Genomic DNA, 18,072 nt, shown 5'->3' on the forward strand with positions numbered 1-18,072 from the left:
TGCGGATTCCACACCATCCGGCCACCCAGTCCACGCTCATCTGGCCAGGCATTCCACGGCCATCTGGCCACCTGTTCCACGGCCATCCGGCCGGGCAGTCGGAGCGCAGCGACGCAGGGGTGGCATTGTTAGTCTGAGGTGCCCGGCGTCGTCAATTTCTGCGTCCGTTTGCGCATTGATTCACCCTTCAGATTGATCCGATAAGCGTTGTGCACCAGGCGGTCGAGGATGGCGTCGGCCAGGGTCGGGTCGCCGATCAGCTCGTGCCAGTTGTCCACCGGCATCTGGCTGGTGACGATGGTCGAGCGCTGGCCGTAGCGGTCGTCCAGTAGCTCCAGCATGTCGCGCCGCTGTTCGGCGGTGAACGGGGCCAGGCCCCAGTCGTCGAGGATCAGCAGGTCGGTCTTGGCGTAGCTGCTCATCAGCTTGGCGAAGCGGCCGTCGCCATGGGCCAGACCCAGTTCTTCCAGCAAACGTGGCAGGCGCAGGTAGCGCACGCTGTAGCCCTCCCGGCAGGCCTGGTGGGCCAGGGCACAGGCCAGCCAGGTTTTACCGACACCGGTGGGGCCGCCGATGATCAGGTTGAGGCCGTCGCGCAGCCACTGGCCACTGCTCAGTTGCAGGATCAGCGCCTTATCCAGTCCGCGCGGGCTGCGGTAGTCGATGTCTTCGAGGCAGGCGTTGTGCTTGAGCCGGGCCTGGCGCAGGCGGCTGCTCAGGCGCTTGTCATCGCGTTCGGTCAGCTCGCGGTCGACCAGCAGGCCGAGGCGTTCTTCGAAGCTCAGGCTGTCGATGTCCGGGGTTTTCAGTTGTTCATTCAGCGCCTTGAGCATGCCGTGCAGGCGCAGGGTTTGCAGCTTGTCCAGGGTCGGATGGGGCAGCATGGTGGGATTCCTTGGGGTCAGTGGTAGTAGGCGGATCCGCGCAGGTTGGCGTGGTCGTCCGGCAGCAGCGGCAGGTTGGTTTGAGCTAGCGGCAGGTTTTCCAGCCCCTGGCGCAGGATCGATTCGAGGCTCTTGTAGCTGCACGTGCCGAGGCTGATGGCGCGACGGCAGGCCAACTCCAGACGCGCCTCACCGTGGGTTTTACCCAGGCGCAGGATGCCCAGGCAGGCCCGGTAGCCCTGCTGCGGATGGATGCGCCGTTCGAGGATGTGCCGGATCACGCCGGCGGTGTTCGGCCCGGTCTGCTCGGCCCAGCGGATCAGCCGTTGCGGCGTCCACTCGGCATGCTCGCGATGGCTCTTGGGCATGTGCTCGGCCTGCGTGCTGTGCCTGCCCTTGTGCATTGAGCGCAGGTGGCTGGCCACTCGCTGGTTGGCGTGGAAAAACTCGACGGTGCGCGCCGTCAGGCGCACCTCCAGCTGCTTCTTCACCAGTTGATACGGCACCGAGTAGTAATGCCCATCGACCTCGACGTGGTAGTCGATGTGCACCCGCGCCTTCTTCCACTCGGCGTAGACGTAGGGTTGCTCCGGCAGGGGGCGCAGCGCCGGACGATCCAGGCTGTCGAAGGCCGACTGCCGGGAGCCCGGCAGCTTCTTGAACGGGCGTTGGTTGAGCCGCTCCAGCAGCCCGGCGATGGCCGTGTTGAGTTCATCCAGGGAGAAGAACTGCCGATTCCTCAGTGCGGCGAGGATCCAACGCTCGACCACCTGCACGCCGACTTCGGCCTTGGCCTTGTCGCGCGGTTTGCGTGCCCGCGCCGGCACCACCGCCACGCCATAGTGCTCGGCCAGATCGCGGTAGCTGGGGTTGATGTCCGGCTCGTAGCGGTGACTCTTGCTCACCGCGCTGCGCAGGTTGTCCGGCACCACGATCTCCGGCACGCCGCCGAGGAAGGCGAAGCAGCGGGCATGGGAGCCTAGCCAGTCCGGCAGCTGCTGCGACCAGGTGGCTTCGGCGAAGGTGTAGCTGGACGCGCCGAGCACCGCGACGAACACCTGCGCCTGGCGGATCTCGCCGCTGTGGCGATCGATAACCGGCACCGTCTGGCCGGCATAGTCGACGAACAGCTTCTCGCCGACGCGGTGCTCCTGACGCATCACCACGTCCAACTTGCCCTGCCAGGCTCGGTAGTGCTCACAGAACCAGCTGTACTGAAAGCCCTGAGGCTGGCTCAGGCGGTACTCCTGCCAGAGCAGCGCCAGGGTCACCCCGGGGCGGCGCAGTTCGGCATGCACCCATGCCCAATCGGGTAAAGGCCGCTTCTCACTGGCAACCGCCGGGGCCGGCGGGAACAGTTGCTGCTCCAACTCGGCATCGGACAACGAACAGGGCCAACTGAGACCGCTGGCGGCAAAACGATTGAGGTAGTCGCCGACGGTGACACGACCGACCTGCACGCTGACCGCAATCTGGCGAGCCGATAGTCCGACCTCGAACTTGAGACGTAGTACTTCGCGAATCTTACGCATGGATAAACGCTCCACGACGACCTCTCTGCTTCGAAAAAGAGGTCGATGGTAGTGAAGAAATCCTGCGTTACTGCCTGCCCGGTTGAGTGGCCGGATGGCCGTGGAATCAGTGGCCGGATGCGCGTGGAATGGGTGGCCGGATCACCGTGGAATCGGTGGTCAGATGCTCATGGAATGGGTGGCCAGATGACCGTGGAATCCGCAGGTATCCAGTGCCTCGGCTGTCACACCTTCCCGGATTCGCGCTGCCCAGGCCTTGTGGGCGGCCTTCTTGGAATTACCGCCAGCACGCTTCGGGTACTTCGCCCAGCACGCTTCGAATTCCTGCGGATAACCGCTCGAATCCTCGCCGCCCCCGGCAGGGGGGTTGGGGGGGTTATCTTTTGGTTCTTGGTTATTTGGTTTTGGTTCTTGGTTAGTTTTCGATCCGCTTTCTTCTTGCAACCCAGAAATAACCGGATGGGTTTTCCCTGGGTTATTTTCTGGTTCCTGTTGGCTCTCTTCTCGCTTGCGCGGACGCCCGCCTTTCCTGCCGTTTTCAGCAGCTATGGTCGCCTTTTCGCGGTACTTGGCGATCACCTCATCGCAATGCTTGTGGCTCCAGCAGCCACCCTCTTCCACGAAGAATTCGCCGAGCACAGCAGCCACTTCAGCAACGCTTGAGCGCATGCGGATGACGCGCGCGATGGATTCAGCGGTGCCTTCAATGGCCTTTTCGCCGACGTAGTACAGGTCCAACAGACGGCGATACGCCAGGTCCTCCATAGGCTCCAAGTGGGCAGTGCGGAGCATGTAGTCGCCAGGATGGAACGGATAGAAGTTCATTCCTCGCCCTCCAGCGGATTGCGCATGTCTTCGCGCATGGAGGCGGCGAGGATGCAGAGATCGCTTGTGAACTGGTGGAGTTGATCCAGAGTGATGGTCACGACCTGATCACCTTGGCAGATGGCAATGGAGTTCTTCGCCGGACGAAGCTCCAAGGCGTTGTAAGTCAGCGTTCGAGGTTGCATAATTCACCTGTCACCTGATGTTGTTTCCCCAAGCGTGATTCGGCTGCCACCGATCCACGCACCGACAAAGCCCTGTAGTAGTCGCTCAGGGCTTTGTTGTATCTGCGCCTCCAATCACTCGAACCCATACCCGCCAGCTCTTCAGCAGCGTTAGCCATTGCGGCGTAGTCAGAGTTCGTGAGATGAGGGCGCATAGTCACTTCGCCCTGTGCAGTTCGAGCACGGCCCGAACCTCTTCATGCCTGGCGGCCATGTGCTTGGCATGCAAGGCCAAAATCTCTTTCGCCTCATCGGCGCTGATCTCCCCGTCCTCCAGGGCCAGAGCGATCATCTGATCAACCCGGCCACGCTTAACCGCTGTACGCAGCGAACGGTGGTGCAGGTCTACGTTGTCCAGATCGCCCGCTTCCGGCGTCCGCACAAACACTCCCCCGTACATCGCGCAGATGTAGTCCGGCAGATAGGAAGTCCCCATCTCCTGCTCCAGGACGTACAGGTCGCCGTCGCTCAGGGGCTTCACGCCCGCCGTTTCGTACATCTGGTTCTCCAGGCGCTTCAGCGGAATCCCCAGTCGCGCAGCAGCGCAATCGCGACCTCCCGGATAAGCATTGGCTACCGTGGTCATTACCTTTCTGCGGGTCTCTAGTACGGGCGTTTTCATGCTCTAGTTCTTCCCATGAGGTCGGTGCTATACGCTGTCAGCCGTGAATTGAGGGGACGGCGAAAGCCAGCGCTTCGAATGTGGAGTCCGGCGCAACCGTGGTAGCTTTTTGCTTCCACACGAAAAGGCCGCGGAGGCCGGACATGACTGACGAAATCGACAAGATCGTTGCGACGATCAACGCGCAGAAAGGCGAACTGATGGGCATCAACGCCTTCCTTATGGCAATGGCACGCTCGCTAACACCTGCGGAACTCGGGAGGGTTCTCGACGGGTTCGATAACGAAATTGCGCACATGCGATCGTTCTTGGCGTACTCGCAACTGCCGGACGAAGTCATTGGGGGTCTCGAGGGTTATGTGAAGACTTGGAACGCGATTCGAACGAGGCCAAACCAGTCTTGAGAGACTGCGCCCAGAAAGCGTCTCGGCTCTCCTCGTCATCCTTCAGCGCTTTCTCGGCAGTCACTTTCTCTGGCCCGTCCAGAACCATTTCGCGGGCCAGCTCGAGGAAGCGCAGCGCATCCTCTTGGCTCATGCCTGAGTCGAACTGGATGTAGGCCGTTGGCCACTTGTCGATCAGCCGGATTTCACTGGAGCTCTTCCTCGACGACGTGGCGCCCAGGAAATAGGCCATCGCCAACGAGGCCCCAAAGATCAGGATTTGCATGAATTCGGTCATGGCTGGCCTCCCGGCCGGTAGATTGGATCGGGTTAGGCGGCGGACTGCTCAGTAGCGACCTTCAGGGCGCCTTTCGTAATGCGCTCAATCTCGTACTGGCGGAGTTTTGGAATTTCTTCTGGCCACTGGCGCACCGCCTCATAGGTAATGCCGAGGGCTTTGGCTACCTTCGAAACGCCGCGGAAGTGGCTGATCACTTGGGTCTTGGTCATAGGCGACTCCAGTTCACTCGCACCAATTCAAGCATGCTTGCAATTACAAAGCAAGCATGCTTGGCAAGCTACCTTGTAGATTTCTCAACATGAAAACCACAGACCGGATTACCAAGCTCGTACTCGCCAGAAAGCCGGAGATCGGCCCCCGCGGGGTAAAGCGAGATATCGCCAACACGTGCGGCATCAGCTATGAGGCCGTGAGGCAATGGTTTGCCGGCGACACTGAAAACATCAGAAATGAAAATTTGACCGCTCTGGCCGAGGGCTATGACACGACGGTGGACTGGCTTCTATCTGGTTCAGGAGAGCCACCTAGACGAAAAGCAACGAGCAGTGCGGCAGAGAAGTTCCTTCAAATGTTGCAAGGCAAAAAGCTTCGTCCCGATCAGCAGCAGCGCTTGGAGCAGGCAGTGCTAGACACTCTGGATGATCAGCCCGTGGTGGAGGCCGCAGACAATGTGATCATCGCCGACTTCTCCCGCAAGCCACTGGTGGGCGATGAGATTCGCATCGCTCATTACGATGTTCAGGGGGCGATGGGCAATGGAAAGGTTGTTCAAGATTTCCCAGAGATGTTCCGCGATGTCACGGTCAGCCAGCAGCATCTGCGCGAACTTGGCGTTAAGTACAAGGATCCATCACATCTGAAGATAATCACTGGCGACGGACAGTCGATGGCCCCGACCATCCAGAACCTAGATCCGCTAATCGTCGATGCCAGCATTCGCGAGTTCACCGGCGACGGTATCTACGCGTTCACCTGGCAGGGACTCTTCTATATCAAGCGCCTACAGTTGAAAGGGTCAGACCACTTCAAGATGATCTCGGACAATACAAGCCACCCTCCAGAGGATATTCGAGTGGATGAAACCTACATTCAGGCCAGAGTGTTGCTGGTCTGGAACGCGAAAAGGCTGTGATGGGCAGAGGCACCGCATCATAGGCAAGGTCATCTGGCGGGGTGGGGATCTGTAGCTATGGGCGGGTCATGTATCTGATGGCTGAGCAGGCCGCCAAATTTTCATTATTAATCAAGGAGTTATATGTGAAAAGAAGGTCTTTGCCGGCCACCCCAAAGCAATTCGCTCTAGATCTGGGTATCGAGGTTCAGCGCGATGTCAATGGCGTGGAAATGGGTATTCTGGAGAACGGTATTCCATTCCTAACCCAGCGCGGCCTTGCGCTCGTCACTGGGGCTCCGCGAAGCGCTATTCAGGAGATCACTCAGGAATGGGAAGAACACTACGATGACGATATCCTGTCGAAAGACAGAATATCGTTCATCAAGCAGTATTTGTTCGATCGCGGCTACACCGACCGCAAGCTTTTCATCGAGACCACGAGGGACGGAAGTCCTCACTACGCCTACCCAGATATCGTATGCATGGCGATACTGGAGTACTACGCATTCGAGACCAGAAGCCCAGGAAGGCAGGCCATCGATAGCTATCGACGCTTCGCTGAGTTTGGCCTGCAGCGATACATCTACGAATCTCTCAACTACACACCCGGCGACAGGTGGCAGTATCATCACGAGCGTGTATCCCTGCTGGCCAATAGTTCGCCGGATGGTTATTTCATCGTCTTCCACGAGATTACCGGCTTGATTGTCGACCTGATCACGGCTGATCTAACCGTTAATCACAAGACTATTCCGGACATCAGCGTTGGCCAGATGTGGGCGAAGCACTGGCAGGAAAACAACTTGGCGGCACAGCATGGCGAGCGAATTTCGTGGAAACACAATTTCCCGCCGCGCTATCCGCAAGCGCAAAGCAACCCACAGGAAGCTAAGGCTTATCCGAACGCTGCGCTTGCTGAATTCCGAAGGTGGTTCAGGAATGATTACTTGGTGACCAAGTTCCCAGCGTACATCCTGAAGAAAGCTCACCTACTTCAGGGTGGAAAAGAAGAAGCTCTTCATATCGGCTCTATGTACACTCCCAGACAGATTCAGTGACACGAAGCCCTGCACTACGGGCTTTTGGTCCCTGCCCGCCTTTGACAGATTCCCTCCGCCGGCCAGGGATGACAGCAGCTCGGCAACAGGCCGCGCCTCGACTCCAGCGCGGCCTTTTCACATCAGCCGCGCATTTGTTACATTGAGGCGTCCTTGAAGGCACAACACCGAAAGGACTAGGCCGCGCCGGAACCTTCCCCGGCGCGGCCTTTTCGTTCCTCCCTGCCCTTCCCTCCCTGCTCTGCACTGAACTGACGACAGCCATGCCCAGGCGCTGAACTCGCCCCAGCGCGGCCCCTCCCGCCTGACACCGAATCCTGAGCCTACCTGAGCAGGTCCGCGCCCGCGTGATGGCGACGAGCCAGGGTGGTAGGATGGCGGTTCAATTCACAGGGAGGTACCTATGAAGTCAGCAGTCATCCTTGCAGTTATCCTCGCATCAGGTTCGGCCTTTGCCGCAAAGCCATCCGCAAAGGCATGGACCCATGAGCCATCAAGTTTCCTTGGTCTGACCTTCGAAAGTAGCAGCATCATGGCGCTCCCTCAGTGCGCGCCAGGCGTGATTGGTTTCCAGCAGACACAGCTTTGCCGGGAAAAACCATATGGCAATATCTACACGATTGAGGGAAAGCCCTCGATCGGTCTTCGGTACAACTATCACCTTTCCGCCAAGCTGAACCAAGGCCAGGTGGAATACTTCATGCTTACGGGTAATACCGATGATTTCGATAAAGTGACCGAGCTTTTCACCGAGAAATACGGAAAGCCCACATCCCGCACCGCACCATCAGTGAAAACCAAGGCCGGGGCATCCTTCACCAACGACACTCTGGTATGGGATGGTGCGCGCGTCAGCATTACGCTTGAGCGATTCTCGACAGACATAAATACCTTCGGCGCAATAGTGCTCAACAAGCCGGCCGCAGAGGCCAACTCTCGGGCCGCCGCTGAAAAAACCAAGAGTGATGCCTCCAAGCTCTAGCCTCCCCTGACCGTGATCGCACAGCCCGCCTAGCGCGGGCTTTTTCATGGAGTCAGAATGGGGCCTCATCCTCTCTCATGATCTCCTCCACAGGCTCAACCTCGGGATAGATAGCTTGATGCTCACTCTCGTTCCGAAGCGCCCACCGCAGGGTCACTGAGCCGTCATCGTTGAAAATCAGCTCAACCCCATCCTCCTCCGCGATCAGTTCCATCACGGCCTCCCACGCCTCGTCCGTATCAGTATCTAGCCGGTGAACAGTCACCGCGCGTTCTAGCTGCGCCTTCGGCGCATTGATCATTGCCGACACCCTCAGTCCTAGGCGATCCGCAGCCGTGATCTCCTGCCGGGGTTGCTGCGCTTTCTTCTGCTTGGCCATAAGCCCCTCCTTGCACTGTTCATTCATACAGTATTAAAAATAATCACAAGGCTGCTTGCATTATAAAAACAAGCATGCTTTTATAAATGCAAGCCGGATTGTAAACAGCACAAGCAATACAGCGAAGGCGTAACACCGCTGGCACAGGCCACCGAGCCGACCGCTCTTTCGACAATTTGGGAACCCTCTGCTGCGCCAACGTCGCGAGACGCTGGGAGAGGCAAAAGACGCAGCCCGAGCTGGGCCGGACAGTCCAGCCGTGCAAGCCCATGCGTTGCACGCGACGTCGCTCAAGTCACCTGCCAATAGACCAAAGAAGCGAACGCAGGAGTGGGAACGAACCCCGACAAGGAGAAGCGACCGAGATGACACCGATAGGAGGAAACAGCCAATGCAGTACTAAGCCCAGCCGATGTTCGGGTCGGCAATCCGCGCGTACGTGCCCTACTCAACGGGCCGCCGGGCTGCACTCAAGCGCGGAGTAACACTGATACCCCATGACCAGCGCTGTATGCCGATTGAAGGCGTTGCGAGGGAAGCCCAAGGCCAAACACATCGAGTCCGAGCTGCTATCGGCAGTGGTGAGGACACACCACCCGCGAGTTGTAGAAGCCCAGTTAGGCGAACGCGGGAGAAACACCGATTTCTCAGATGCCCTTCGCAAGAGGGGCATCGAAGAAGTCAACACGCCCTGGAGGGCAAGACGGGAAATCAAACGAGGGAAACAGCAATGAGCCAGATCTCAATAGTAGGCTACGAAAGCGACTGCAATTGCGAGCACTGTGGGCGCGCCCTGAGGCACGGAATCCGTCTTAGCGACGGCAGGCTTGTGGGCGCCACCTGCCTCGACAAAAAGCTGACCAAGCCGCGCTTGCATCAGGGCAAGTCCTTTCGCTTCGGTGCTGAACACATCATCAAGATTGCAAAGGTTGTTCAGTTCTACTCGCCGGGCAACTGGGCGCGCTTTGGCGTTTCCGCATCGAGCACGACGTTTGAGGGGGTCGCATGAAGATCAGACCAAAGGCTGCGCCCGCAAGCCTGAAAGCAGACGGGCGCGAATACTCGCGCCTAGTTCTTGCGGCATTCAACTGGATCAACGAAGACGATGAAGCCGAGCGGCTCGTAGAGCTGAATAGCAGGAAACGCGAAGTGAATGAGAACGCAAAGAAGCGGTTTTGAGATTTCCTCAGTCGCCCTTCGCAAGAGGGGCATCGAAGAAGTCAACGCCCTGGAGGAGCAGAAAATGAATGAAAAATCCTCAAATGCTGTACGCCAGGCACTTCGGATCCTCCGCAAGGAGGAAGACGATCGCGAGGCGCTCATTTCGTACCACGAAACGGTTGGAATGCTGCGCGGCCTGTACTACGGCGGTGAGGTCGATTCGATGGAGCTAGTTGCGCTCACGCAACTCGCAGGAAGCGCATACATCAACGCTGGGAAACCCTGGTAAGGAGACTGAAATGGCTCAATTCAATGTCGATGCGCACCTGAGCAACGGCAAACGCCTGGATTGGATTGCTCTGCCGGAATGCAACGAGACACCGGATGACGTGCTGATCAAGGTACGCCAGGCCGCAATGAAGAAGTTCGGCGACCTCATCTGGTTCAACCACTGGGACCACGTTGTTGCCAGCAACGGCTACATCACCGTGAGGATGCACGCGTGATATCCCAGTTCTTCAAGCCGATGCAGGGCTGCCGCATCTTCGCCAGTGAGCAGCACATGACCAAGCCAGCCGGCGAGCTTATCGGTTGGTGCGAGAAAGTCGACGGGAATATCTGCATTTTCAAGCCGCCATGTTCGCATGAGCTTGACCGATTCATCTGGAGGCACAAGGACGGTTTAAACCCTTGGTATCTCTACTCAGCATAAACCCATGAATAAACGATTTCTCAGATGCCCTTCGCAAGAGGGGCATCGAGGAAGTCAACACGCCCTGGAGGGCAAGACGATGAAGACCGTAGTTTTTAGCGACACCCTCAAAAAACTGTCGGTTGGGCAAAAGGTGTACGCACAAGGTGGAGGCCACGGCGTCATCAGCGAAATCCGCGAGAACTGCGCATTCCCGGTGTTCGTCACCTTGAACAGCGGACGCAAGGACGCCTTCACGGTTGCTGAAATTTTCCCTGCCTAACCACCACGCCCCGGTTCGCCGGGGCATCAACGAACACCGCCTCCGGGCAAGAGAGGAATCCATGCCAACCCTTTTTGAGTTCGCTGCAATGTGGGGAATTCTGCTTCTGACGATGTTTTTGCCGATCCGTTTGAAGCGTCGCCCTATTCAACCGCAAGACGCCTGACAGGAGGAGGACAGAATGAGCAAGCTCATTGGCTGGAGGGCGGAGAACTACCTGTGGGTGCCGATATTTGAAGGAGATCCTAATACGAAGCTTCAAGGCGTCGGGCCTGAGTGGATGCAATCGGCTGACGCGTTCATTGAACGGCTCAACTCTGCCGGCTGGCGTGCTCATGCAGATTCACAGCATGACGGCGCTAGAGCCATGTTCAACGAACTCAAGGCCACCGCCTAACCGCGCCCTGGCGCATACACACACTGGAGGCAAGATATGGCAGCTGGTGACTACTACTCGTGCGACGTCTGCGGGGGGAAATGCTTCTACGACGCGAACCTGAACTACGAGTGGCCAGATAAGAACGGCAACGACTCGTGGGGCTACCACATCCCTGCTGACGAGATGATGCTCGGTACGAATTGCAAGCTCGACTACTGCGGCGACATCGCTGCTATCTGTCGGGACTGCCTGGCGACACACGAGATTGTTGTGCGAGAGAAGAGCAGCGCCTGACTTCCCCGGCAAGGACGCCACCCTTCAATGGGGATGAGTAAGCGGGCCTGCCAAGGCGGGCGTACGAATAGCGGCGAGCTGTTGTCCTCTCCACCAATGGTGACGCCACTGTTGACGTTTTGCACCGCTTGCCTGGCTGGCATCCAGGCCATCCCCACCCTACCCCTCATTAGCCCGGCAAGTCCGGGCATTTTTTCGCCTGTATGACGACAGCGATTCGGAACGCTGCCGCATGCACGCGAACGCGAGGTGAGACATGAAAATTGAATTCCGTCCGCACGTAGAAGTTGGCAGTAACGGATCAAAGTCATATAGCGAAGTTTTCCCGTTTGTGAACGGGCAGCCTGCTAATCAGATTGCAAGTTGTGGGTACTGCACTCTTAACCGGGATGAAAGTGAATGGTGTGATGGCTGGGTGGATGACAAAGAGAACGCCCCTTTCTTCTGTGGTCCTATTTGCACGAAGTTCGACCCGACCAGTGAAGCTGTTGATCTGATCGAAGCGATGGAGATTTAGCCATGAACACTGCATTGAAATACGCACAGGAACGCTGGGACAACGCGCTACCGCCCGACTATGACGGCGACCGCGAGTATGTCACTAAGCAAGTCGGCAAGCTTCTGAACTGCGAGGACGGTGATTGCGTGCCGTTCCATGATCGGAAAGAAAGGCCCTTTATCGGCCCTGAGTTTACGGTCTACGGATTCGCCGGATTCGTCCCTGAGTGGCTAGCGGAAGTCGACAGCAAAGAGTGCCCGATGACTCAGCTACTCCTAGCCGTCCGCCGAGGCGACCTGGAACTGGCCCAACGCATCTGGTTCCGCGCATTCGAATCCACGCTTATCGAGAACGCTGAGAAGCTGGTTAGGGAGAGACGAGTATGAGCATTGACTGGAGCAAGGCACCGGAGGGATGTATCGGAGCATTCGCCCGTATCATAAGTAAAACTGCATTCTTTGTATTTTCTAAGCGTCCATCTGACTATATGAGCAGAGAAGGATACGAGGGAGAAGGCGAGGATGGTCCCTATCACGTGTTCTCTGAGTATTGGGAATGGATAGATAAACCATGGGACGGCCAGGGCCTGCCGCCGATTGGGACGGTGTGTGAGTTACAGCAGGAAATGAAGCGGATTTTTTCTTACGACCCAGAAACCGGATGCTTGAGGTGGAAAGAGAATCAGCAAAAGCGATTCATAGGGCGCGTGGCTGGTTTCATCACCCATCACGGCTACCGTCGCGTAAACGTCGGCAAGACTAAGCTGCATGCTCATCAGATCATTTGGCTGATGCATCATGGTGAACTGCCAGATTGCGAGATTGACCACATCAACGGCATGCGTGACGACAACAGGTTAGAAAATCTGCGACTAGCCAACCAACAGCAAAACCAGCAGAACTCAAACGTTCGCATAGACAACGTTCTTGGGGTAAAGGGTGTTCGGCTTCGTCCTTCCGGAAATTACCAAGCGCGCGTCAAGCTTAGTGACGGTTCTCGCGCAGTTAAAACCTTCCGCACTTTGACAGAAGCTGTTAGCTGGTTGGCCATGCAGCGGGAAATATCGCACGGCGAGTATGCGAACACCCCCGAGCAGATCGCCGCCGAGGAGCGGGAGAAGGCAGTCGGTGATATGGCTATGTCAATTCAAGGAGTTCCATATCAGTACCCTACGCTTTACGCACTCTATGACGCCGGCTACCGCCGCCAGGAGTCATCCACATGACAATCACCATCGACCTGACCAAGGCCGCCAAGACAACGTTCTTCGCGGCCTTTTTCTTGGGCAGCATCCTGGCCTTTGCCGTGGCGTTTGTTGAGGTTGCGGGGCTATGAGGAGGACAGATGAATGAGTTATCACTCTTCACTGGCGACGGGGGCGGACTGCTCGCATCAATGCTGCTCGGCATCCGGTGCATCGGCGCTGTTGAGTACAGAGCACACTCAAGAAGGGTGCTCACTCAGCGTCAGAGAGACGGAGCAGTCCCACACTTCCCAATCTTCAGTGACATCCGAACGTTTGATGGAAGACCCTACCGCGGAAGAGCTGGACTCGTATCTGGAGGATTTCCCTGCCAGAAGTACAGCACTGCCCCTTCTGGACGAAACAACGCTGAAGACCTTTGGCCGGAGATGCGGAGAGTCGTGGCAGATGTTGCTCCCTGGTACGTCTTCGCCGAAAACGTTTCGGAAGTCGCAATCGAATATGCCGCAGAAGACTGTCGGGCTATGGGTTACCGCACCCAAGCCATTTCCCTTGGAGCGTCTGACCTGGGTGGTGACCACATTCGGGAAAGACATTGGCTACTTGCATACGCCGACGACAAAAGCAAACTACGCCGCGCAATCAATGCAGAAATGGCCTTCAGCTCGGGCTTTCGTCATGGCGTTTGGCAGGCCAAGCCCGGAGAACCAAGAGTGGCTAATGGGATGGCCAGAAGGATGGAGCGATTCAAGTCCACTGGAAATGGCCAAATTCCAATCGTGGCTGCGACAGCACTGGTGCTTCTTGCGCTCGCATAAGGAGGCAGCATGAGAACTCGTCGAACATCAATCTGGCTAGGAAGCCTCTTCGGCGGCCTGCTGTACCTCTTCATCCTGGCAGCCGGCCCGATCTGGGGCGGAATCATCACCGCAGAATCTACGCACCTGTCCGCAGCAGGCCGGTAATCCGGATAACTGCGGCTTCCCCAGCGGGCGGTGGGCGGCATGAAGAAAACACCCGCAGCAGCGGCTTCTAGCGCAACGCTATTCATCCCGCGGGGGTGACGCTGCCGAGTGGCGCCGTAAGCGCCTTTTCCCTTCTACCTGGAGAACGATATGAGCAAGCACACAATCGGTGCTCTGCGCGTTTTTTCTGGAAAATGCTGCCTTTGCGATGTCGGCATCCCAGTTAAAGCAAAAAGCACCTGGGGCGATCCAGTCGAAATCCACACGGGCGACATAGTGATCGTCTGGCACGGCGATTATCTTGGCACCGACCTTGAAACGTGGACCCCGACCGATGGCTTAACCGCCGTTGTGTCCCATGACTACCAGAGCTTTTCAGACGGGACTGTACAGCTAAGAGATACGTCTGAAGATGCCTTCGCGATGGGAATCAAAGACTGCGGCTTTCTTCATCCGCAGTGGCGGGTTCAAGTTGTGAAGAAATACTCGGATGTCATCCCCGGAGAACACTGGACGCAGTACGGCTTCTCTTACGCATTCAGCGAAGCTGCGGACCACGCCATCGCTCAAGCAACCGCCTAACCACCTTCACTGGCTGCGCATGCGCGGCCTACTCCTGATACCGAGGTACAACCGATGAGCAACGCAGTTGCACAGCGGCAGGAAAGTGCTGCCGTCATCCAAGCCAACGAAGCAACGACAGTGCTTCAGGTAATCCAGAAAGCTGCATCCGACCCATCCTGCGATATCGAGAAGCTCGAGCGCCTGATGGCCATGCACGAGCGTATGCAAGCCAAGCAGGCCGAACAGCAATACGCTGATGCCATGGCGGCCATGCAGCAGGAACTGCCCGCCATCGGCGAGCGGGGAAACGCAGCAGGTCGATACACCTACGCCCTCTGGGAAGACATCAACGAGAAGCTCAAGCCGATCCTGGCGAAGCACGGCTTCTCCATCAGCTTCCGCATGCCGCGCTGCGACAAAGGAATCGAGGTGGAGGGAGTTCTGACTCATCGCGCAGGACACAGTGAGCGCACAACGATCGTTCTGCCGGCAGACACCAGCGGCAACAAGAACGCCGTCCAGGCTGTTGCCAGTTCCGTCAGCTACGGAAAGCGTTATACCGCGGGCGCCCTGCTGAACTTCACCACGCACGGTGAGGACGACGATGCGTTCACTGCCGCAGCAGCGGAGAACGACTATGAGCGCCTCGTAAAGCAATACCAGGCGAGCGTGGACGCCATCAAGCTGGGGATCATGGAGGGCGACTACAGCACTGCCGCTGAAGAGTGGTTCACCCTGGACGAAGAAACCAAAACCAAGCTGTGGAAGGCGCCCAGCAAAGGCGGATGCTTCACCACGAAAGAACGAGAAATCATGAAGTCCAGCGAGTTCCGCAAGGCTTACTACGGAGAAACTGAAGCATGAGCGTGAAATACGACGTCGTGGCCAGCGTTGGCCAGTACGAGAAGGACGGCCAGGTCAAGTACCTGAACCGCAAGGTCGGCGTGATCGTCAGCACGCAGAAAGGGTACCGGCTGAAACTCGATGCCTGCTTCAACCCGGCAGGTTGCCCGCAACGATCAGACGATGGCGGAGTCTGGCTTGCGCTGTTCGAGCCGAAGAAGGATCAGCCTCAACAACAGCAGAGCGCGCCTCGACAAGCTCAGGCTAACGACAGCTTCGACGACGATATCCCGTTCTAAATCAACAAGTTACGCGAAATTAAAGGCCCTATTGAGGGCCTTTTATTTTGCCCGGAGAAAGCCATGAACACCGATCTTGCACCCGTTGAAATCTATATCCCGGCAGATGCTTGGCTGAAGCCGGTAGCAGTTCCGCACAGCATGACGCATGAGGATATCGACCGAATGGTTTCGGAGTTCATGTCGTCGGGAGGGGCCATTAAGGAAATCCCGGTAGGAGTATCCGGAGACTCGGCTCCAGCAATGTTCAACGGACGTATCCGTTCTATGGGCAAGCAAACCGCCCAGGAGATCAAGGACGAACCATTTGTTGCTGCTCTTGATGTCCTGCTCGATTGCTGCCCGGACCGCAAGGGGGCCGCCGACGCGCTTGGTATCCGGGATTACGTGCTTCAGCGCCTCCTTTCGAACTACTTCGGGCGAGACAAACGGGCGGACAAGATCCGTGCACCGGAGCGAAAAGACTGCCGCCAACGATTCAAGGTCATCCGAGACGAGCAGTGGAAGCTAGACCACGGGCAGATCGCAAAGATCGACGGCGTGATGGTCAAGCGCTGCTCAGCCTGTCGTGAGACGAAACCAGTTACTGAGTATCACGCGAAAAAGGACTCGCACGCTGGAATCTGCACCCGATGCAAGGCATGCGTCGCCATCGAGAAGGCTTCCAAGAAGCATGGGACGCAAGATGAAAAAGCAGCGGCTTGAGTTCCCCGAATCGACAGACGAATACCGCGAGGGCGTCGAAGCACGCGACCGCGGCGAACGTCTACAGGCCTGCCCCTACGGACTGCACATGCTCTATGAGCGTTCGTTATGGCTCGCAGGACACCACGACAGAGACATGGGCATAGCCCCGAGGGTAGCAGCATGAGCATGCACGAACACGGCTGTTTCGCCGACAGCTACCAGGTCCGACATATCAACGCGCAGTGCGTCGTCGGAAAGATCTTCCGGCACAAGCCAACTAATCGCAGATACATCGCTGTTCTCGAAGCCGGCGGATCAGTTGAGCTTCAAGAAGCCAGCGGGCACAGCACGTACACATCAATCGATGCGCTCGGCAATGCCGAGGTGTGGGAGGCAGTGAAATGAGCGAACTGAACAAGGAATCGGTAGAGCAGGCAGGCGGGGATGAGCGCGCTGCGTTTGAGGCTGCTTTTGCTGCAATGGGTAGGCCGGTATGTCGTGCTGATTACGACCAGGACGCCTACGGAACCCCATTCGATGACGGCGGATGGACTGGCTGGCAAGCCCGCGCCGCCCTGGCGCAACCCTCCCCGAAGTGCGCGACATGCAATGACTCCGGCCAGATCGTCGTCAGCGGCCCCCACTACCAGGGCGAGTTCCAACCCCCCGAATATGAAACCGAGCCGTGCGATATGTGCGCACAACCCTCCCCAGCGCAGGCGGAGCAGGCAGAGGCGGAGCGGCCGGAGGTGGTGGCTCGCGTCGTGCATTCGAATCCTGTCGTCCTCGGCCAGTGCGGTCCGCTCAATGCAAACGATGAACTGATGACTGTCGCGCAGCATGCAGCCAGCGTCGCCCGTTGGGCAGAAATGTTCAATCGTGTGGAGCAACAGCGCGACGCCGCCATGGCCAGGGTCGCGGAGCTTGAAGCCCACTGCGTCCGTCTCGGCCAAGGCGGAGCAGAACGCTACTGGGAAAACCGTTGGCGAGACGCCGATGCGCGATTGCAGGAACTGGAGAAGCAGGAGCCGGTGGCGACCGTTGCGAAGGTGCCGGGTGAAGACTGGAACAGCCTTGATTTCCATCGCGACCTGCAAGACATGCAGCCGGGCACGAAGCTCTACACAGCCCCTGTAGCCCAGGCTCAGCACAGCGTGCCGGATGGCACATCCGACCTGTGCCGCTTCCTGGCCAAGCTCTATTGCGAGCTGGACGGCCTGCGCTACTCGACAGCGAAACTGCCTGCTGAACAGATCGCCGATGCCCTAATCTTCAAGTGGCCTGTCCTCCAAGGCGCGCGGAACCAACTGAACATCAAGCGCATCAGCGAGCAGCCATACGACGAGTCGAAGCTGCATTCTGCCATCGCTGCCATGCTCGCCGCCGCGCCCGGCAAGGAGGTAGGTCATGAGTAAGGTGAAGCGCTTGAATTTCACCGTGTCCCAGTTCGAGAGCGTTGTTCCGTATGCGTCAGAGCATGGCCAGTACGTCAGATATGCCGACTACGCCAAGCTAGAAGCCGAGGCCCAGGCGCTAAGGGAGGAAGTCGCAGCACTGCGCAGGGACAAGGCGAGGCTCGACGCGATCGAGGATAACTGCTGGGACGTGCGCCACGGCAGCAGCTCAAATGCCCACGCCGGCGACAGCAGCATCGGTATCGAGATCGTTGGGTACTATCAGGGTGCACCGCACATCCGGGTTGTTGGCGAGAGCTATACCGAGAACCTGCGCGCCGCAATCGATCAGGCTATGACCGCCGAAGCCTACCCGCCAGAGAGGCCAGAATACGACGATCACGGGAGACCACTGCGCGCCCTGCTGAGCGAGCAAGAGTAACCCTCTGATTTCCCTCCGATGCCGGGATTCCGGCATCGACTCCCAACAACGAAACCAACGCAT

The 18,072-nt window shown here is 57.9% G+C and carries 29 protein-coding genes; 21 read left to right on the plus strand and 8 right to left on the minus strand.

The annotated features are described in order from the left end of the window. Window positions 1-128: 128 nt before the first annotated feature. The 7 genes from istB to ACTJJX_RS09535 all read right to left on the minus strand — a co-directional run bounded on the left by istB (window position 129) and on the right by ACTJJX_RS09535 (window position 4,980). On the minus strand, window positions 129-884 hold the full coding sequence (gene istB / locus ACTJJX_RS09505; protein ID WP_045107743.1) for an IS21-like element ISPpu7 family helper ATPase IstB: 756 nt from the start codon (window positions 882-884) through the stop codon (window positions 129-131). A 17-nt stretch (window positions 885-901) separates the two neighbouring features. Beyond that, window positions 902-2,416, minus strand: coding sequence for an IS21 family transposase (gene istA, locus ACTJJX_RS09510; RefSeq protein WP_146537839.1), 1,515 nt, complete (start codon window positions 2,414-2,416; stop codon window positions 902-904). Window positions 2,417-2,575: 159 nt separating this feature from the next. Then, window positions 2,576-3,241 carry a YdaU family protein gene (locus ACTJJX_RS09515; RefSeq protein WP_440781968.1) on the minus strand — a complete coding sequence of 222 codons (666 nt, stop codon included), beginning with the start codon at window positions 3,239-3,241 and terminating at the stop codon, window positions 2,576-2,578. A 381-nt stretch (window positions 3,242-3,622) separates the two neighbouring features. Then, window positions 3,623-4,087 carry a YmfL family putative regulatory protein gene (locus ACTJJX_RS09520; RefSeq protein WP_003140700.1) on the minus strand — a complete coding sequence of 155 codons (465 nt, stop codon included), beginning with the start codon at window positions 4,085-4,087 and terminating at the stop codon, window positions 3,623-3,625. 37 nt (window positions 4,088-4,124) lie between these two features. Next, entirely contained in the window at window positions 4,125-4,295 is a 171-nt protein-coding gene (locus tag ACTJJX_RS09525; RefSeq protein ID WP_023464591.1) for a hypothetical protein, read from the minus strand. Between the two features lie 128 nt (window positions 4,296-4,423). Further along, on the minus strand, window positions 4,424-4,768 hold the full coding sequence (locus tag ACTJJX_RS09530; protein ID WP_023082531.1) for a hypothetical protein: 345 nt from the start codon (window positions 4,766-4,768) through the stop codon (window positions 4,424-4,426). A gap of 32 nt (window positions 4,769-4,800) precedes the next feature. After that, window positions 4,801-4,980, minus strand: a complete 180-nt coding sequence (locus ACTJJX_RS09535) for a Cro/CI family transcriptional regulator (RefSeq protein ID WP_023082532.1) — start codon at window positions 4,978-4,980, stop codon at window positions 4,801-4,803. An 89-nt stretch (window positions 4,981-5,069) separates the two neighbouring features. On the opposite strand from ACTJJX_RS09535, the gene ACTJJX_RS09540 reads away from it, so the two are divergent. The 3 genes from ACTJJX_RS09540 to ACTJJX_RS09550 all read left to right on the plus strand — a co-directional run bounded on the left by ACTJJX_RS09540 (window position 5,070) and on the right by ACTJJX_RS09550 (window position 7,925). Beyond that, entirely contained in the window at window positions 5,070-5,903 is an 834-nt protein-coding gene (locus ACTJJX_RS09540) for an XRE family transcriptional regulator (RefSeq protein ID WP_031657199.1), read from the plus strand. 77 nt (window positions 5,904-5,980) lie between these two features. Beyond that, window positions 5,981-6,943, plus strand: a complete 963-nt coding sequence (locus tag ACTJJX_RS09545) for a hypothetical protein (RefSeq protein ID WP_023910165.1) — start codon at window positions 5,981-5,983, stop codon at window positions 6,941-6,943. Between the two features lie 403 nt (window positions 6,944-7,346). Next, complete coding sequence (locus ACTJJX_RS09550; RefSeq protein WP_031668859.1) at window positions 7,347-7,925, plus strand: hypothetical protein; 579 nt, start codon at window positions 7,347-7,349, stop codon at window positions 7,923-7,925. A gap of 52 nt (window positions 7,926-7,977) precedes the next feature. On the opposite strand, the gene ACTJJX_RS09555 is transcribed toward ACTJJX_RS09550, so the two are convergent. Continuing rightward, complete coding sequence (locus ACTJJX_RS09555; protein WP_023082536.1) at window positions 7,978-8,304, minus strand: DUF1654 domain-containing protein; 327 nt, start codon at window positions 8,302-8,304, stop codon at window positions 7,978-7,980. 730 nt (window positions 8,305-9,034) lie between these two features. Between ACTJJX_RS09555 and ACTJJX_RS09560 the strand changes: the two genes are divergently transcribed. The 18 genes from ACTJJX_RS09560 to ACTJJX_RS09645 all read left to right on the plus strand — a co-directional run bounded on the left by ACTJJX_RS09560 (window position 9,035) and on the right by ACTJJX_RS09645 (window position 18,009). Then, window positions 9,035-9,313, plus strand: coding sequence for a hypothetical protein (locus ACTJJX_RS09560; RefSeq protein ID WP_023082537.1), 279 nt, complete (start codon window positions 9,035-9,037; stop codon window positions 9,311-9,313). Further along, the gene (locus ACTJJX_RS09565) at window positions 9,310-9,483 is read left to right on the plus strand and encodes a hypothetical protein (protein WP_023082538.1); all 174 of its coding nucleotides are present in this window, start codon (window positions 9,310-9,312) and stop codon (window positions 9,481-9,483) included. The genes ACTJJX_RS09560 and ACTJJX_RS09565 overlap by 4 nt, the downstream gene beginning before the upstream one ends. Beyond that, a complete protein-coding gene (locus ACTJJX_RS09570; protein WP_171950529.1) occupies window positions 9,458-9,754 on the plus strand; it encodes a hypothetical protein in 297 nt (98 codons plus the stop codon). The genes ACTJJX_RS09565 and ACTJJX_RS09570 overlap by 26 nt, the downstream gene beginning before the upstream one ends. 10 nt (window positions 9,755-9,764) lie before the next feature. Beyond that, complete coding sequence (locus ACTJJX_RS09575) at window positions 9,765-9,971, plus strand: hypothetical protein (protein ID WP_023082540.1); 207 nt, start codon at window positions 9,765-9,767, stop codon at window positions 9,969-9,971. A 285-nt stretch (window positions 9,972-10,256) separates the two neighbouring features. Further along, on the plus strand, window positions 10,257-10,439 hold the full coding sequence (locus ACTJJX_RS09580; protein WP_023082542.1) for a hypothetical protein: 183 nt from the start codon (window positions 10,257-10,259) through the stop codon (window positions 10,437-10,439). Between the two features lie 181 nt (window positions 10,440-10,620). Beyond that, entirely contained in the window at window positions 10,621-10,836 is a 216-nt protein-coding gene (locus ACTJJX_RS09585) for a hypothetical protein (RefSeq protein WP_023082543.1), read from the plus strand. A 36-nt stretch (window positions 10,837-10,872) separates the two neighbouring features. Further along, window positions 10,873-11,112, plus strand: coding sequence for a hypothetical protein (locus ACTJJX_RS09590; protein WP_023082544.1), 240 nt, complete (start codon window positions 10,873-10,875; stop codon window positions 11,110-11,112). 256 nt (window positions 11,113-11,368) lie between these two features. Beyond that, window positions 11,369-11,629, plus strand: coding sequence for a hypothetical protein (locus ACTJJX_RS09595; protein WP_124073812.1), 261 nt, complete (start codon window positions 11,369-11,371; stop codon window positions 11,627-11,629). Between the two features lie 2 nt (window positions 11,630-11,631). Next, window positions 11,632-11,997 (plus strand): hypothetical protein, encoded by a 366-nt coding sequence (locus ACTJJX_RS09600; RefSeq protein ID WP_023082546.1) that lies wholly within the window; start codon window positions 11,632-11,634, stop codon window positions 11,995-11,997. Next, complete coding sequence (locus tag ACTJJX_RS09605; RefSeq protein ID WP_023082547.1) at window positions 11,994-12,836, plus strand: HNH endonuclease; 843 nt, start codon at window positions 11,994-11,996, stop codon at window positions 12,834-12,836. The genes ACTJJX_RS09600 and ACTJJX_RS09605 overlap by 4 nt, the downstream gene beginning before the upstream one ends. A gap of 170 nt (window positions 12,837-13,006) precedes the next feature. Then, window positions 13,007-13,633, plus strand: coding sequence for a DNA cytosine methyltransferase (locus ACTJJX_RS09610; protein ID WP_352230779.1), 627 nt, complete (start codon window positions 13,007-13,009; stop codon window positions 13,631-13,633). Window positions 13,634-13,930: 297 nt separating this feature from the next. Then, on the plus strand, window positions 13,931-14,362 hold the full coding sequence (locus ACTJJX_RS09615; protein WP_023082550.1) for a hypothetical protein: 432 nt from the start codon (window positions 13,931-13,933) through the stop codon (window positions 14,360-14,362). Window positions 14,363-14,416: 54 nt separating this feature from the next. Beyond that, window positions 14,417-15,208 (plus strand): ERF family protein, encoded by a 792-nt coding sequence (locus tag ACTJJX_RS09620; protein ID WP_023082551.1) that lies wholly within the window; start codon window positions 14,417-14,419, stop codon window positions 15,206-15,208. Beyond that, on the plus strand, window positions 15,205-15,486 hold the full coding sequence (locus tag ACTJJX_RS09625; RefSeq protein ID WP_023082552.1) for a hypothetical protein: 282 nt from the start codon (window positions 15,205-15,207) through the stop codon (window positions 15,484-15,486). The genes ACTJJX_RS09620 and ACTJJX_RS09625 overlap by 4 nt, the downstream gene beginning before the upstream one ends. Before the next feature lie 63 nt (window positions 15,487-15,549). Next, the gene (locus ACTJJX_RS09630; RefSeq protein ID WP_023082553.1) at window positions 15,550-16,191 is read left to right on the plus strand and encodes a hypothetical protein; all 642 of its coding nucleotides are present in this window, start codon (window positions 15,550-15,552) and stop codon (window positions 16,189-16,191) included. Between the two features lie 162 nt (window positions 16,192-16,353). Next, window positions 16,354-16,578 carry a hypothetical protein gene (locus ACTJJX_RS09635; protein ID WP_023082555.1) on the plus strand — a complete coding sequence of 75 codons (225 nt, stop codon included), beginning with the start codon at window positions 16,354-16,356 and terminating at the stop codon, window positions 16,576-16,578. Next, window positions 16,575-17,588, plus strand: coding sequence for a hypothetical protein (locus tag ACTJJX_RS09640; RefSeq protein ID WP_023082556.1), 1,014 nt, complete (start codon window positions 16,575-16,577; stop codon window positions 17,586-17,588). Before ACTJJX_RS09635 ends, ACTJJX_RS09640 begins: the two co-directional genes overlap by 4 nt. Next, the gene (locus ACTJJX_RS09645; protein ID WP_023082557.1) at window positions 17,581-18,009 is read left to right on the plus strand and encodes a hypothetical protein; all 429 of its coding nucleotides are present in this window, start codon (window positions 17,581-17,583) and stop codon (window positions 18,007-18,009) included. The genes ACTJJX_RS09640 and ACTJJX_RS09645 overlap by 8 nt, the downstream gene beginning before the upstream one ends. Window positions 18,010-18,072: the final 63 nt, after the last annotated feature.

Origin of the sequence: Pseudomonas sp. 22490 (genome assembly GCF_052044465.1) — a bacterium.
Classification (GTDB): domain Bacteria; phylum Pseudomonadota; class Gammaproteobacteria; order Pseudomonadales; family Pseudomonadaceae; genus Pseudomonas; species Pseudomonas aeruginosa.